Raw genomic sequence first — 14,895 nt, forward strand, 5'->3', positions numbered from 1 at the left:
GGCGCCGATGCCCGGATTCCGGGAGCTCCCATGGACGACCATCGACCGCACCACCCTGCCCGCCCTGCCGACGACCTGGTGCCGCGCCTTCCGGCGACGCGGCGCGCGCGCGTGGCCATGCGCCTGCTGGTGCTGCTGCCCCTGCTGGGCGCGGCGCTGGGCGTCGCCGCGGGCGAACCGGCGCCCGGCTCCAATCCGCTGTTCCGCGACCGGTTCACCGCCGACCCCGCCCCACTCGTGGTTGGCGACCGCCTCTATCTGTACGTGGGCCACGACCAGGCCCGGGGCGAGGAGATGTTCAACATGCGCGAGTGGCTGGTGTACTCGACCACCGACATGAAGCAGTGGACCGACCACGGCCCGGTCATGAAGTTCTCCGACTTCAAGTGGGCCAAGGCCGACGCCTGGGCCTCGCAGGCCATCGAGAAGGACGGCCGCTTCTGGTTCTACACCGCGGTCGAGCACGACGACACCCACCCGGGCAAGGCCATCGGCGTGGCCGTCTCGGATTCGCCGACCGGTCCGTTCGTCGACGCCAAGGGCTCGGCGCTCATCACCAACCAGATGACGCCCAAGGGCGAGCACAGCTGGGAGGACATCGACCCGACGGTGTTCACCGACGACGACGGCACGACCTGGATCGCCTGGGGCAATCGCCAGTGCTACATCGCCAGGCTCAAGCCGAACATGATCGAGATCGACGGGGAGATCACCGAGATCACCCCGCCGCACTTCGAGGAAGGTCCCTGGCTGCACAAGCGCGGCGACATCTACTACCTGACCTATGCCTCGCTGGATCGCAGCGACCACACCGACGAGCGCATCTCCTACGCCACCGCTCCCTCGATCCAGGGCCCGTGGACCTACCGCGGCGAACTGACCGGATCGGGGAAGAACAGCTTCACCATCCACCCGGGCATCGCCGAGTTCAAGGGCCAGTGGTACATCTTCCTGCACAACGCCGCGCTGTCCATCGGCGACCAGGAAGGCGCCCTGGGCCGCCGCGCGGTGACCGTCGAGTACCTGCAGTACAACGACGACGGCACGCTCAAGCCTGTGGTGCAGACCGAGGAAGGCGTGTCGGTACCGCCGCCGCGCTGAGGCGTCGAGCTGGAAAAACCGGGGTCAGAGTGCAATTTCCTTCCCGCTGCCCACGCCGCGGCGGCGTCCAGGGAGAAAACTGCACTCTGACCCCGGTTTTCTCTTTACAGGCGTGCAGCGGCCATCCGGCCCGCGGGCTAGCGAGCTGCAACCAGGATCAATGCGAGTCGCGAAGTGCCGTCTGCAGGGCGGCTATCGAGGACTGCCATTGGGCGAAGTCGTCGCTCTCCTCCCACAGCTCGCGCAGCTCGGAATCCGGAGCCAGGACGCGGGCCAGCGCCCGCTGCGCCAGCTGCAGCAGTTCCACTGACGGCTTGACGGTGATCGAGGCCAGCCACTCGTCCACCGGCTCGGTGTAAGCGTCGGACTGGGTTCCGCGGCCAAGGGCCTTGGCAAGGACCTCCGCGGCCGCGACAGCCTCTTCGGCCTCCCCGGCATCGAGATCCTCCCCGCTGTCGGCGGCGCGCTGGAGGACCGCAGCGACGGGCCCGAAATCCCTGCTCTCCTCCAGCCCGTCAGCCCAGTCGGCGGCAGTGTCGTTGCCAAACGGCTCGTGTGACCATGCACCCATCGTCATCTCCTCTTGGACCAGCGGTCCTGGACATTCCCCGTGCACCCGGCCCAGGCCGTCACCGGAAGGGCCATGCCCGCCTCCTCGCGACGTTCCTGCGGCCGATATCGATGAAGTCGGTGACATCGTGCTCGTCGAAGCGCTCGAGCAATGCGTCCGAACCCTCGCGCAGCTTCAGGTCCATCTCTTCCTGGAAAAGCGGGACGAGCGAGTAGAACTGGATCTCCTTCACCCCCGGAATGGACAGCTGCTCGAACTCCGGCGGGGTGCCCAGCGGTGGGAGCACGATGGTGCCGGTGAAGGGAACGCCGGGTGCGTAGGGCTCGGCCGGGTGGCCATTGGGCACGGTGTGGCCGTAGCCGAGCCAGGTCGCATGCTTGTGCGGGAGCCGCGCCAGGTCCTTCAGCAGGCGGATGGGCCAGTACCAGCGCTCGTCCTTGAAGGACTCCTGGTCGAGCTTCCAGTCCGCCGGCAGGGTGACCATCAGCTCGGCGAATTCCGGGAACCCGGAATCCTCCGGCACCGTCATTGGCAGGTCACTCATGCCCGATGTCACCAGGCGGACGGCGGGGAAATCCTCGCTCGCAGGCACCACATGCACATCGATATGCACGGTGTCCGAGACGAGCTCGTGGAATACGGAGCTGATCGGCCCCAGGTGCTGTTCGATATGGTCGGAGATCTCGGCGATGAACTCCTCGCCCTTGGGCGCCGCAAAAGGCGCCGGTTCGTCACGGTAATGGATTGGCTGCCCGCCAAGGCTGACGACCTTGGCCTTCCCGTGCGTCCCCATCCCTCTCCTCCCTGGCATCCCCCGTCGCGAACCACCGTCGACCGGCGCACCGGTCCATGGCGCTGCTTGCTGGCAGTCGATCTTGCCGTGTCCCGCGCCGGCGTGTCAGCACCTGTCGCGTGGGGAAGTGCCCGGATTCCGACAAGCGGTCGCCAGGATGCCTGCCAGAAAACCGGGGGTCAGAGTGCAATTTTTCCCTTACGCCGCGCCAGGTCCAGGCGGTGCATCGGGGAAATTGCACTCTGACCCCGGTTTTTCTTCGTCCTGCACGGAGTTGTCGAGCAGGAACTGGCTGATGGCGCGACGCAGGTCGAGGTCATCGGTGCCCGAGGCGACGGCGTCGGCGCGGACGGCGTACTCGTAGGCAAGCGCCGACTCTCCCAGGGTCACGTGGCGCTCGGCCAGTTCCAGCAGGATCGAACCTTCGTACGTGGCGGCGCCGTGCAGCGAGGCCTGTTCCAGCGCGCGCTTGTAGAGCTCGATCGCCGCGCGGTCGTCGGGGGTGAAGTCGGCCAGGGTTTCCCACAGGAAGGGATGGTCGCGACCGGCCGCGGCGGTCGATTCGCAGAACTCGCGCAGTTCGGCGTGCAGTTCCCAGGCCGCCTTGCGATCGGCCGACGCGTAGCTGTCGACGATGGCACGCGTCAGCTCCAGTACGCGCGCATGGATGTCTTCGGGAACTCGCATCGGGGGTCCTGCAGGTCGGGGGTCAGGGCCTATTGTCGCCGCGATGGAAGCGCAGTGGGGTCAATCCGTCGCCACGCCACCCTCGTGTGCTCCCGCCTACCTCGACAACAGCCACAGGGCCACGGCGTGCACGCCGATGACGAACATGATGGCCCCTGTCCGAGACCCGTGGCACCAGGCGCAGGAACCGGTTGAACCAGCGCTTGCGTTCCTCCTCGTCGAGGCTTTCGAAGTAGGCCTGCAGCTCCTTCTCGGGCGACCGCTTGAACAGGGCGTCGAACCGCGAGCTTTCCTCGATCCTGATCCCTTGTCAGCGAGCCGGACGACCACGAAGAAGAACAGCGCCCGGAACAGCAGGCCGGTAACCACGGAGCTCGTGAAGGTGGTTGCGAAGATGATTACGAACAGCGTGGAGATGCCGCTCTACCGTCCCCGAAGTTGGACAAGAAGCCTTGGGGCCAGCGCCCGGAGGGAGCAGGACCTGGCGCACTGGATGGACGTCGACCTCCAGGGCCATCCGCCCTCAATCCGCGAACCTGACCTGGGCAGGACTGAATACCTCGACGTGAGTCTGGTAGTAGTACTTGCCGGTCCGCTTGCCCGCCTCGTCGGCGAAGTCGATGCGGATGCGCCGGGCGATGCCGCGCACCACCAGCCTGCGTCCGCGGAGCTCCTGGAACTTCACGCCGAGGTGCTTCTCCAGCCTGGGGACGATCGAGGTGTGCATGCGGATGGTCAGGTTGCGCTGGTCGCGATAGTCCTTCTCGGAGTTCAGGTAGGACTGATCCGGGTAGGAATCGAGGTTCCTGACCGTAAGCACGAACTCCCCGTGCATGCCGCGGCCGGGGGCCTCGTTCGCCCCGCGGATCGCCTCGAGCGGCTCGATCCAGCCTTGCCCGGTTGCCGGCACCGAGGCGCAGGCGCTGGCCGCGAGAACAACCATGGCCGTGAGTAGAAGGATCAGCAAGCGCATCCGGATTCCATGGGAACAGTGGCAAGAAAAAGCCGGGGTCAGAGTGCGATTTCCATCCGGCGCCGCCCTGGGGGAAAACCGGGGTCAGAGTGCAATTTGCTGCGTGGCAGCGGCCCAGGTGATGCCGGAGAAAGTGCACTCTGGCCCCGGTTTTCCGCCCGCCGCCTGCCGCGCCAGAGAGAAATCGCACTCTGACCCGGTTTTCTGCGCAAGAAAATCGCACTCTGACCCCGGTTTTTCTGGGGCGCTAGCTGTAGAAGACCGCCAGCCAAACGGTGGGTATGTCCGGATCCGTCCAGGCCACCCTGTGCTTCACGTGGGCGGGAATGTCGACGTAGTCGCCGGCCGACAGCTCGCAGCTGGAACCATCCTCGAACTCCAGCGACGCCCTGCCCGCGACGACCATCACCCACTCGTTCTCGCCCTGGTCGTACCACCCGGCTTCCGGCGAGGCGTGGCCCCTGGAGACGATGCGTTCGATCCTCACCGACGGCGAGCGGACGATGTTCTGGAAGACCTCGTGCGTCAGGTCCGCGGGAAGTGATCCGAGCAGGTTGGCTGGCTTCATGGTGGCTCGGGTCTCCGCCCAGGGATCGAACATGGAGCTTATCGAACCGCACGTCCGACAGCCGGGTTCGGGCGACATCGCCAGGCAGGTCCGGCAGGACAAGCATCATGCGTCCTGCTTCGGCCTGGACCAGGGCGGCTCGCGCAGCCAGTAGTAGCAATGGACGCACACCTCCTCGTCGGCGCCGCTTCCCCGCGCGAGGTACCCGCCTGGTGGTCTGTTGCAGTTCGGGCACAACAGGCTGAGCTGCGAATGCCCCTGCAATGCGATGAGGACGCAAACCAGGGCGAACATCGCCACCAACGCGAACGCGGACGGCGCGTAAAGGAGCCAGCACACGCCGACGACGAGCGCGGCGACGAGCACTCTTCGTGGGCGGCCATACTTGCGCTCGAACGCGGCCACCTTGGCGTCCCAGGCCTCGATCACACGCTTGTCGACTGTCGCCCGATAGTTCTTCATGCCCTCGCTCCCTCATCCACCACCGGTACCGTCGGATACATGCCCCCTGTCGCCCCCATCGCGTCATGGAGTCACGATGCGTCCCCGTAGCTAACGGGTCCCGTCCAATACACCAATCCTGCAGCAGCTGCGCCAGTCCAGCTCGACACCTGGGTCGACCGCCTTCCCAACCAGGTAACTGGTGGATTCCGCGCGTGCCAGATAGCAGACGCTTACAAAGCTCTATCGCCTGATGCCTTCTGGCCCACCGAGTCCCTTCCAATCCTGCAAACGCAAGCCGGCGAACACTTCACAACTGCTCGGCCATCGTGTCGGAGAAGAAGAAGGAGTTGACCAGCCAGTGATCCGCGGGCTTGGAGAACACGAAGCGCCATCCCACCGGGTGCTTCTCGAACTTCTGCACGTAGCGGACGATGGATTTCCCGGCTTTCTCTTCCTTCACGAACTCATGGCCGAGGCTGTTGCCGAAGCGCCCCTCCACCATCGGCGCCTGCAGCAGCGCCTGCCCGGTCATTGCTTCCAGTTCGGCCCTGGGAACGACCGTATAGGCCTCGCTGACCAGGTCCAGCGCGGCCTTGAGGTTGCCGGCGGACGCCAGCTCCATCACCTGATCGGTGAATGCGCGCATTTCGGCTTCGGACCTGAATTCGCGGGCCGGGAGCGTGGCCGGCATGAGCAGCACGCAAGCAGCAGGACACGACGCATGACATCCCCCTCCCTGTTGGATTGACCCGGATTATGCCGTGCGCACGGGTTGGCGGAATTGACCTGTTGGGGCCTGCTGGTGGCGTCCGGCGAAAGGCATGGGCGGCGGTGCCATCCACGGGAACGGCCAATGGGAGACTCGCCGGACCAGCCGGTCTGGATAACCTGGTCCGGATAACCCGGGGGTGCATGTCGGGGACACTCCGGGCCCGGATGACGGGACCTGCTGCCTGTTCGCAAAGTCCGGAGCTTCGCCTGCAAGGCTTTCTACCTTGCGTGCAAGGCTCGGAGCTCCGCCTGCAAGGCTTTCTGCTTTGCGCGCGAAGCTTTTTTCCTTGCACGCGAAGCCCGGAGCCCGGCGCGCCGGGCAAATTTCCTTGCGCACAGGGCTTTCAGCCTTGCGGTTGGAACGCTGCGTGGCACGGCGCAAGGCTTTTTGCCTTGTGCGCAAGGCCCTGGAATCCAGTTGCAAGGCTCCAGGCTTTGCACGCAAGGCTCGGAGCCTTGCAACTGGAGCTTTTTTCCTTGCCATCACAAGCCCCGGAGGCTTGCGCGCAAGGCTCCAAGGCTTGCGTGCAAGGCAAGGAGCCTTGCGGTCGGAGCTCCTATCCCCGTGCGCAAGCCTCCGGGCCTTGTGCGCGAGGCTCCCAGGCTTTGCGTGCAGCGCTTTGGGCCTTGTGGCTGGCCGCGGGAAACTTGCACGCCGCGATTCGAATTCCCGTGGAGCGGCAGCCTTTGCCGGCCTGGAGGCTGGGCAGGAAAGACGCTGGGCTCCAGCTTCCGCCGCGACGACGAGTGGGGATCCGGGCGGTCGTAGGCCGGGCACGCGGAGCGCACCCGGGGTGGAGGCCAGGCATCGTGATCCGACGAATCCACGGAAGCCCCGGAGCGGCCTTTGGCCGTGTCCGGCTACACGCGTCGCTGCCTGGGGCGGTGGGATGCGCGCAGCTGCCGATCCTCGCCCCCCAAATCGCTCTCCCAAAGGGAGAGGGATTACACGTAACCGGGGTTAGCGAAGCGCACCCGGGGTGCGATCGCAGTCACCGCCTGACGCATGTGTGAAGGACCCGGATGCGGCCTTCGGCCTTATCCGGGCTACACGCGTCGTTGCCTGGGGCGGCGGGATGTGCAGAGCTGCCGCCCTGCTTCCCCAACCCTGCTCCCGAAGGGAGAGAGGAATACGCGTAGCCCGGGTAAGCGGAGCGCACCCGGGGTGGGAGTAGCGTGTCGCTGGCAGCCGCGCACACAGAGGCGCCGGATGCGGCCTTCGCTACACACGTCGTTGCCTGGGGCGGCGGGATGCGCAGATCTGCCGCCCCTCTCCCCAGCTCCTTCCCCAGGGTTTGAAGGGATTACGCGTAGGTCGGGCGACCCACGAAGCGATCAAAGGAGGGCCTGGCGGCGGACCCGGTGGCCCGTCAGGTTCCATCCGTGTCCTGCCGCTGCAGGAATTTGTGCATCACGTATGTGCCCACCGGGCCGAGCACGCGGTGCCTGAAGGCAGCGGGCAGCGTGCCCACGACGGCGAAACCAAGCTTCCTGTACAGCTCGACGGCCGGCGTATTGGTGCTTACGACGTAGTTGAACTGCATGGCCAGGTAACCATCACTCCGGGCCCGGGCAAGACTGTCCAGGACCATCGCACGCCCGACACCCCTGCCCTGGGCGGCTGGCCGCACCAGGTAGGTGGCGCTGGCAACGTGCGACCCGAGGCCTGGGTAGTTGGCGCCGTACCTGTACATGCCCAGGACATCCGGACCTTCCGCGGCAAGATAGGTCGCCTGCGCGCCGAACCAGTGGGACTGGAATGTCGCCCGATCGAAGTCGGCGGAGAACGGCAGCGAATCACCGCCGGCGATGACTTCCTGGAAGATCTCCCACATCGCTGCAAGGTCGGATGGGACTGCCGGTCGGATTTCCATGGCGGAAGGCACCCCTGGGCCTGGCGCGGGTGGCACGCCCACACGGAGCACCCGCTGTCGGTGGACGGCGAGCCCTCATCGTGACATGTAACCGCCCAGGGAGTCGGCGGCCGGACCGGAGGCCACCTTCGCGCCCTGAGGGCCAAGCCATGGCAGCGCACCGGCGTTCTCGCACCTAGAACGCGCGCGGCCCGGGTTCCTGCCAGCCGGGCGCAGCGGCCGCGGCCGCCAGTCTCCATCGTCTGGGGCGCTTCCGGTGCGCCCGGCCCGCAGGACCGGGAAGGAACTGCAACGGCGTTGCCGTCACCTGGACGCGGACGATGGGGTCGCCATCGCTCACGGGTGCGGCAGCGACTGCCGCGATGGCTCAGGTGCCGGCGTCGGCGCCGCGTTCCAGCGCGCGCTTCACTTCCTCCAGCGCGTTGGGATCGTCCAGGGTGGAGAGGTCGCCCGGGTCGCGGTGTTCGGCCAGGGCCTGCAGCGAGCGGCGCAGCAGCTTGCCGGAGCGGGTCTTGGGCAGGGCGTTGACCACGTACACGCGCTGCGGGCGGGCGACCGCGCCGAGCTGGCTGGCGACGGTCTGCAGCATCCCGCTGGCGGCGCCGGCCGGGTCGGTATCGGTGCGCTTGAGCGTGGCGAACACCACCGGCACCTGGCCCTTGACCTCGTCGTGCACGCCGACCACCGCGGCCTCGGCCACGTCCGGATGGCTGGCCACCGATTCCTCGATCTCGCGCGTGCCCAGGCGATGGCCGGCGACGTTGATGACGTCGTCGGTGCGGCCGAGGATGAAGGTGTAGCCGTCCTCGTCGCGGATCGCCCAGTCCAGCGAGCTGTACAGCAGCTCCTTGAAGTGGCTGAAGTAGCTGGCGATGAAGCGGTCGTCGTTGCCCCACACCGTGCTCAGGCAGCCCGGCGGCAGCGGCGGCTGGATCGCCAGCACGCCCTTTTCGCCCGGACCGACATCCGCGCCGGTGTTCTCGTCGATCACGCGCAGGCGGTAGCCCGGCGATGGCAGGCCGGGCGAGCCGAGCTTGACCGGCTTCAGCTCCACGCCGGGCATCAGGGTCAGCACCGGCCAGCCGGTCTCGGTCTGCCAGTAGTTGTCGATCACCGTCTTGCCCAGGGCGTTGGTGATCCAGTCGGCGGTCGGCTCGTCCAGCGGCTCGCCGGCCAGGAACAGGTACTTGAGCTGGGACAGGTCGGCGCTGTCCAGCCACTTGGGATCCTGCTTCTTCAGCACGCGCACGGCGGTGGGCGAGGAGAACATGGTGCGCACGCCGTACTTCTCGCAGATGCGCCACCAGATGCCGGGATCCGGGTTGGTCGGCAGGCCTTCGTAGAGGATCGAGGTGGCGCCGGCGATCAGCGGGCCGTAGACGTTGTACGAGTGGCCCACCACCCAGCCGATGTCGGAGGTGGAGAACATCGCCTGGCCGGCGCGCACGTCGTAGACCGACCACATCGACAGGGCCAGGGCGACGGCGTAACCGCCGACGTCGCGCTGCACGCCCTTGGGCTTTCCGGTGGTGCCGGAGGTGTAGAGGATGTAGCTGGGCTCGTTGGATTCCAGCCACTCCACCGGCACCTCGGCATCGGCGTGCTGCGCGGCCAGCGGGCCGTACTCGACGTCGCGGCCTTCCTGCATCGGCACTTCGCCGGCCAGGCCGCGGTTGACCACCAGCACGTGCGCCGGCGGATGCCCGGCACGCGACAGCGCCTCGTCCACCAGCGGCTTGAACGGGATGACCTTGCCGCCGCGCATGCCGGCGTCGGCGCACACCAGCACCGCCGGCCTGGCGTCGTCGATGCGCAGGGCCAGGTTGAGCGCGGCGAAGCCACCGAACACCACCGAGTGGATCGCGCCGATGCGGGCGCAGGCCAGCATCGCGACCGCGGCCTCGACGGTGTGCGGCATGTAGATCACCACCCGCTCGCCCTTGTGCACGCCCAGCGACCTGAGCACGGCGGCGAAGGTGTTCACCTCGCGGTGGAGCTGGCGGAAGCTCAGCTCGCGCACCTGCCCGGTCTCGGTGGACCAGCCGACCAGGGCCGGCTGGTCGCCACGCTCGGCCAGGTGGCGGTCGACCGCGTTGTGGCAGAGGTTGGTGGTGCCGCCGACGAACCAGCGCCGGAACGGCGGGTTGTCGTAGTCGAGGATGCGCTGCGGCTGGTCCTTCCAGTCGATGGCGCGGGCCGCTTCGGCCCAGAATTCCTCCGGTTGTTCGATCGAGCGCCGGTAAAAGTCTTCGTAACCCATGACGTCCCCTCCAGAGGATGGGCCGAGCATAGACCCGGCCCGCCGGGGCGGGGGTGCGACCTTGGTCGAAAACACGTGCCCCAGGTACAGGAAAGGCCGGTTTTGCCGGCCTTTCCATGGGTCACAGGTTGATCGTGGCGATCAATGCGCCGCGCCGCGGCCGGCCTTCCCGGTGGCGCCGCCGGTCGCCTTGCCGTCCGGGCCGCCGGCCTTCACGTAACGGTCGAACCAGGCCAGCATCTCGGCCACGAAATGCTCGTTGGACTCGCGCGCGGTATACCAGTGCGGCTCGAACGGCAGCATCACCAGGCGGGTGGTGCCGCCGTTGCCGCGGATGGCCTGGAACAGGCGCGGCGACTGGGTGGCCTCGGTGCCGGGGTTGGCGTCGTCGGAGCCGTGCACGATCAGCAGCGGCTCGTTGATCTTGTCGGCATGGAAGAACGCCGAGGCCTGGTCGTAGGCGCCGGGCGCGGCCCAGAACGAGCGCCGCTCGCTCTGGAAGCCGAACGGGGTCAGGGTCTTGTTGTAGCCGCCGCTGGAGGCCACGCCGGCACGGAACAGGTCGGTGTGGGCCAGCAGGTTGGCGGTCATCAGCGCGCCATGGCTGTGGCCGGTGACGCCGATGCGCTCGCGGTCGACCACGCCCAGCTCCACCGCCTTGTCCACCGCCGCCTCGGCGTTGGCCACCAGCTGCTCCAGGTAGGTGTCGTAGGCGCTGCGCGGGTCGCCGACGATCGGGAACGCGGCGTTGTCGATGATCGCGTAGCCGGCCAGCAGCAGCAGGCGGTAGTTGGACAGGCGGGTGAAGGTCTGCTCCGAGCCGCTGACCTGGCCGGCCTTGGACGGGTCGGCGTAGTCCAGCGGGTAGGCATAGAGGATCGCCGGCACCCGGGTGCCTTCGATGTAGCCCGGCGGGGTGTACAGGGTGAAGGACAGGTCCACCCCGTCCTTGCGCTTGTAGGTCACCAGGCGCTTCTTGACCCCGCGCACCAGCGGCGTGGGATCGGGGAAGCGGGTCACCGCGGTGGCGGCGGAGGCGACCGCGGCCTCGCCTTCGGCGGCGTCGGCGAAGGGCTCGCCCAGGGTGCGCAGGTACAGGTTCGGCGGATCGACCGGGGACTGGTGCCAGGTCAGCAGGCGCGAGCTGTCGCCGCCGGCGAAGCCGACGAAGCTCTCGTAGGCGTCGGCGGCGCTGCGGAACAGGCGGGTGGTCTGGCCGCTGGCCAGGTCATAGCGGTCCAGGAACGGGCGATCGCCGTTGGGGTTGGCGCCGTCGCCGCGCAGGAACAGCTGGCCGTCCTCCTCGCGCAGCACCGAATAGCCATTGGGCAGGCGGCGGGTGACCGGGCTGCCCGGGTCCTCGTAGAGCTCGTCGGTTGACAGGTCCCACAGCACCCTGCCCGGCTGGCCGGGTCGGTCGATGTCGACCAGGGTGGTGGTCTGCCAGTTGCGGTTGGCGTCGTACTCGTAGGCCAGGGCGCGGCCGCCGTCGGCGAAGAAGGACACGCCGGCGAAGCGCTGCTTCGTGCGCAGGACCTCGCGCGGCTTGCCGGTGAACGGGGCGGCCAGGGCCAGGACGCGGTCGCGGTACGGGACCTCGGTCTTCCAGTCGCCGCCGTCCAGGGCCTCGGCCCACAGCAGGGTCGCCGGCTGGTTGGCGCGCCAGCGGTGGCTGCGCTGGCCAGTGGGCACGCCGTGCACGGGCACGCGGTCGGCCACCGGCAGGCTGGCGAGGACGCGGCTGCGGCCGTCGGCCAGGTCCAGCACGGCCACGTCGCGGGCGAAGCGGTTCCAGGTGGTGACGTAGGAGTACGGGCGCTTGAGGGTCTCCACCAGCACGTGGCGGCCATCCGGGGCGGCGTCGATGCTGGCGACCACGGCCGGCTGGCCGACCGGGGCGGTGGCGCCGCTTGCCAGGTCCACGGTCACCAGCTGGGAGCTGGCGTAGTAGTCGAACAGGGCCTCGTCCTCGGGGCCGGACAGGGTGTCGCGGGCCTCGTAGGTGCTGCTCTCGCCCTTGCCGCCGATGGCTTCCTTGATCTCCGGGCCAGGCGGCACGGCGGCCTTCTGCGGCGCGGGACCAAGGTTGGCGGGAACGGCCTTGACCAGCAGCTTCGACTGGCCGCCCAGCCACTGCATCCAGCCGCCGATCACGGTATTGACGCGGATGCCTTCGATCCGGCGCACGGTGCCGGTGGCGGCTTCGCCGATCCACAGCTCGACGCCGCTGTCGGTGGTGTTGTCGAAGGCGAAGCGCTGGCCGTCGGGAGACCAGGACGGCATGCCGGGGCAGGCGCCCTCGGGCAGCTGCACGGGGGTCTCGGCGCCGGTGGCCAGCTCCAGCACGCTGAAGCCTTCCAGGCAGGTGCGGATGCCGTAGCCGTTGGAGCGGTCGTGGCGGCTGTGGTTGCGCGGTTCGACGCGCACGCCGGCCAGCTTGAGGTAGGGCTCGGCCACGCGCTCGACCGGCGGGTACTGGGACTGGCGCACCAGCAGGGCGCGGGTGGCGGTCGGATCCAGCGCGGGGCTCGGGTTGAGCGGTGCGCGCATCACGCCCAGCAGTGGCTCGGGGGGTTGCAGGTATCCGCTGTCGGCAGCCATGGCCGGCGCGCCGAACGCGCCCGCCACCAGCACCGTCAGTCCCAGGGGTCGCCACGTCTGCAGCATGGTTGTTGGTTCCGTATCGGTTGGAGAGGCGCCAGACCGTAACACGTGAAAACACGCGTAAAGCCGGGATCCGGGCCGGATGTGCCATCAGTCACGGGTGGTGGCGGGCGATACGTGGCACACGTAGCCCGGGTAAGTGGAGCGCACCTGGGTGGGTTGGGCGGAGGCGTGCCACGGATGCAGGGCGGAGCGCGGCGCCGCAATGCCTGTTGTGCTGCTGCAAACCTCTTGCTGCATGCAGTGTGCCGCACACGCTGCAACAGCACTTGTCCGGAGGCATGGCGAGGCGCTGCGCTGCAACGCCTGTCGCCCTCCATGTCCCCCGGCTTCGTCCCCCGCTTCCGTAGGGAACGAAGCCTCCTCCTTTACTTCCGGGCAACAGGCATTGCAGCGCGGCGTGGATGCATTGCCGGCTTCCTGGGGAGAACAAAGGCAAGAGCAACGACCGGCTGCAAGGCGCGTAGCGCGTAGCCCGTGTAAGCGAAGCGCACCCGGGGCTTTCTTCTTCGATGCACGCATGACGCCATGGACATCCGCTGCGCGTGGGATACATGCACACCCCGGATGCGGCCTCCGGCCTTCCGGGCTACACGAACTGCAAACCCCTTGCTCAATGCGACGTGCCGCAACCCTGCAACAGCATTCGGCCGGGATGGATGGCGAGGCGCCGCGCTGCAACGCCTGTCGCCCTCCATGTCCCCCGGCTTCGTCCCCCGCTCCCGCGGAGGACGAAGCCTCCTCCTTTACTTCCGGGCAACAGGCATTGCATCGCGGCGTGGATGCATTGCCGGCTTGCCGGGAAAAACAAAGGCAAGAGCAACGACCAACTGCAAAAAGCGCGTAGCCCGTGTAAGCGAAGCGCACCCGGGGCTTTCTTCTTCGATGCACGCATGACGCCGTGGACATCCGCTGCGCGTGGGATACATGCAACCCCGGATGCGGCCTTCGGCCTTATCCGGGCGACGCGGGTAATCACGTGCGCAGCGGCCTGTGCGTCACAGGGTCACCGGCCCTCGCCCCCCGACGCCCGCTGCGTACCCTCACTCCACGTGGAGAGGGCTTCAAAGCGGGGTTCGCACGCGCGCCCTGCCCCACGGGGAGACAGGCATGGAAAAGGCAAAGAAAAGGGCGGCCCAAGGCCGCCCTTTCCATGCACAACCTGGTGGCTGGATCAGCCCAGCAGGTGGGCGACGCCGGAGCGCTCTTCTTCCAGCTCGGCAAGGGTCTTGTCGATGGCCTTCTGGCTGAACTCGTCGATCGGCAGGTCCTTGACCAGGGTGTACTTGCCGTTCTCGGTAGTCACCGGGAAGCCGAAGATCACGCCCTCCGGGATGCCGTAGGAGCCGTCGGACGGGATGCCCATGGTCACCCACTTGCCGTTGCTGCCCAGCACCCAGTCGCGGATGTGGTCGATGGCGGCGTTGGCGGCCGAGGCGGCCGAGGACAGGCCACGGGCCTCGATGATGGCGGCGCCGCGCTTGCCGACCTTCGGGATGAACTCGTTGGCGTTCCAGTCGGCGTCGTTGATCTTGTCCTTCAGCGACTCGCCCTTGACGGTGGCGAAGCGGTAGTCCGGGTACATGGTCGGGCTGTGGTTGCCCCACACGACCAGCTTCTCGATGTCGCCGACGGCCACGTTGGCCTTGGTGGCCAGCTGGCTCAGGGCGCGGTTGTGGTCCAGGCGCAGCATCGCGGTGAAGTTCTCCGGCTTCAGGTCCGGGGCCGACTTCATCGCGATGTAGGCGTTGGTGTTGGCCGGGTTGCCGACCACCAGCACCTTCACGTCACGGCTGGCGACCTTGTTCAGCGCGGCGCCCTGGGCGGTGAAGATCTTGGCGTTCTCCAGCAGCAGGTCCTTGCGCTCCATGCCCGGGCCGCGCGGACGCGCGCCAACCAGCAGGGCCACGTCGGCGTCCTTGAACGCCACTTCCGGGTCGTCGGTGCCGACGATGCCGGCCAGCAGCGGGAACGCGCAGTCCTCCAGCTCCATGATCACGCCCTTGAGCGCGGCCTGGGCCTTTTCCATCGGCAGCTCCAGCAGCTGCAGGATCACGGGCTGGTCCTTGCCGAGCATCTCGCCGGAAGCGATGCGGAACAGCAGGGCATAGCCGATCTGGCCGGCGGCACCGGTCACGGCAACTCGAACGGGGGTCTTCATCGGTGGAGGTCCTTCGGTATGTGTTGCG

General features: G+C 67.7%; 12 protein-coding genes. 1 reads left to right on the forward strand and 11 read right to left on the reverse strand.

Annotated features, from left to right (window positions below):
- Positions 1-30 precede the first annotated feature (30 nt).
- The gene (locus PSESU_RS11485; protein ID WP_013535951.1) at positions 31-1,101 is read left to right on the forward strand and encodes a glycoside hydrolase family 43 protein; all 1,071 of its coding nucleotides are present in this window, start codon (positions 31-33) and stop codon (positions 1,099-1,101) included.
- A 157-nt stretch (positions 1,102-1,258) separates the two neighbouring features.
- On the opposite strand, the gene PSESU_RS11490 is transcribed toward PSESU_RS11485, so the two are convergent.
- From PSESU_RS11490 to PSESU_RS11540, 11 genes are all read right to left on the reverse strand, one after another.
- Positions 1,259-1,672 carry a DUF4259 domain-containing protein gene (locus PSESU_RS11490; protein WP_013535952.1) on the reverse strand — a complete coding sequence of 138 codons (414 nt, stop codon included), beginning with the start codon at positions 1,670-1,672 and terminating at the stop codon, positions 1,259-1,261.
- A gap of 58 nt (positions 1,673-1,730) precedes the next feature.
- On the reverse strand, positions 1,731-2,465 hold the full coding sequence (locus tag PSESU_RS11495; RefSeq protein WP_013535953.1) for a suppressor of fused domain protein: 735 nt from the start codon (positions 2,463-2,465) through the stop codon (positions 1,731-1,733).
- A 198-nt stretch (positions 2,466-2,663) separates the two neighbouring features.
- The gene (locus tag PSESU_RS15745) at positions 2,664-3,152 is read right to left on the reverse strand and encodes a hypothetical protein (protein ID WP_013535954.1); all 489 of its coding nucleotides are present in this window, start codon (positions 3,150-3,152) and stop codon (positions 2,664-2,666) included.
- A gap of 523 nt (positions 3,153-3,675) precedes the next feature.
- Entirely contained in the window at positions 3,676-4,125 is a 450-nt protein-coding gene (locus tag PSESU_RS11505) for a hypothetical protein (protein WP_013535955.1), read from the reverse strand.
- Between the two features lie 247 nt (positions 4,126-4,372).
- Positions 4,373-4,693 carry a cupin domain-containing protein gene (locus PSESU_RS11510; protein WP_013535956.1) on the reverse strand — a complete coding sequence of 107 codons (321 nt, stop codon included), beginning with the start codon at positions 4,691-4,693 and terminating at the stop codon, positions 4,373-4,375.
- 105 nt (positions 4,694-4,798) lie between these two features.
- A complete protein-coding gene (locus PSESU_RS11515) occupies positions 4,799-5,155 on the reverse strand; it encodes a hypothetical protein (RefSeq protein WP_013535958.1) in 357 nt (118 codons plus the stop codon).
- 289 nt (positions 5,156-5,444) lie between these two features.
- On the reverse strand, positions 5,445-5,783 hold the full coding sequence (locus tag PSESU_RS11520) for a hypothetical protein (protein ID WP_162145829.1): 339 nt from the start codon (positions 5,781-5,783) through the stop codon (positions 5,445-5,447).
- 1,495 nt (positions 5,784-7,278) lie between these two features.
- Positions 7,279-7,782, reverse strand: a complete 504-nt coding sequence (locus PSESU_RS11525) for a GNAT family N-acetyltransferase (RefSeq protein ID WP_013535961.1) — start codon at positions 7,780-7,782, stop codon at positions 7,279-7,281.
- Positions 7,783-8,149: 367 nt separating this feature from the next.
- Positions 8,150-10,042, reverse strand: coding sequence for a propionate--CoA ligase (gene prpE, locus PSESU_RS11530; RefSeq protein ID WP_013535962.1), 1,893 nt, complete (start codon positions 10,040-10,042; stop codon positions 8,150-8,152).
- Between the two features lie 141 nt (positions 10,043-10,183).
- Positions 10,184-12,709 carry a S9 family peptidase gene (locus PSESU_RS11535; RefSeq protein ID WP_013535963.1) on the reverse strand — a complete coding sequence of 842 codons (2,526 nt, stop codon included), beginning with the start codon at positions 12,707-12,709 and terminating at the stop codon, positions 10,184-10,186.
- A 1,171-nt stretch (positions 12,710-13,880) separates the two neighbouring features.
- Positions 13,881-14,867 (reverse strand): malate dehydrogenase, encoded by a 987-nt coding sequence (locus PSESU_RS11540; RefSeq protein WP_013535964.1) that lies wholly within the window; start codon positions 14,865-14,867, stop codon positions 13,881-13,883.
- Positions 14,868-14,895 lie beyond the last annotated feature (28 nt).

It is taken from the genome of Pseudoxanthomonas suwonensis 11-1 (assembly GCF_000185965.1).
Classification (GTDB): domain Bacteria; phylum Pseudomonadota; class Gammaproteobacteria; order Xanthomonadales; family Xanthomonadaceae; genus Pseudoxanthomonas; species Pseudoxanthomonas suwonensis_A.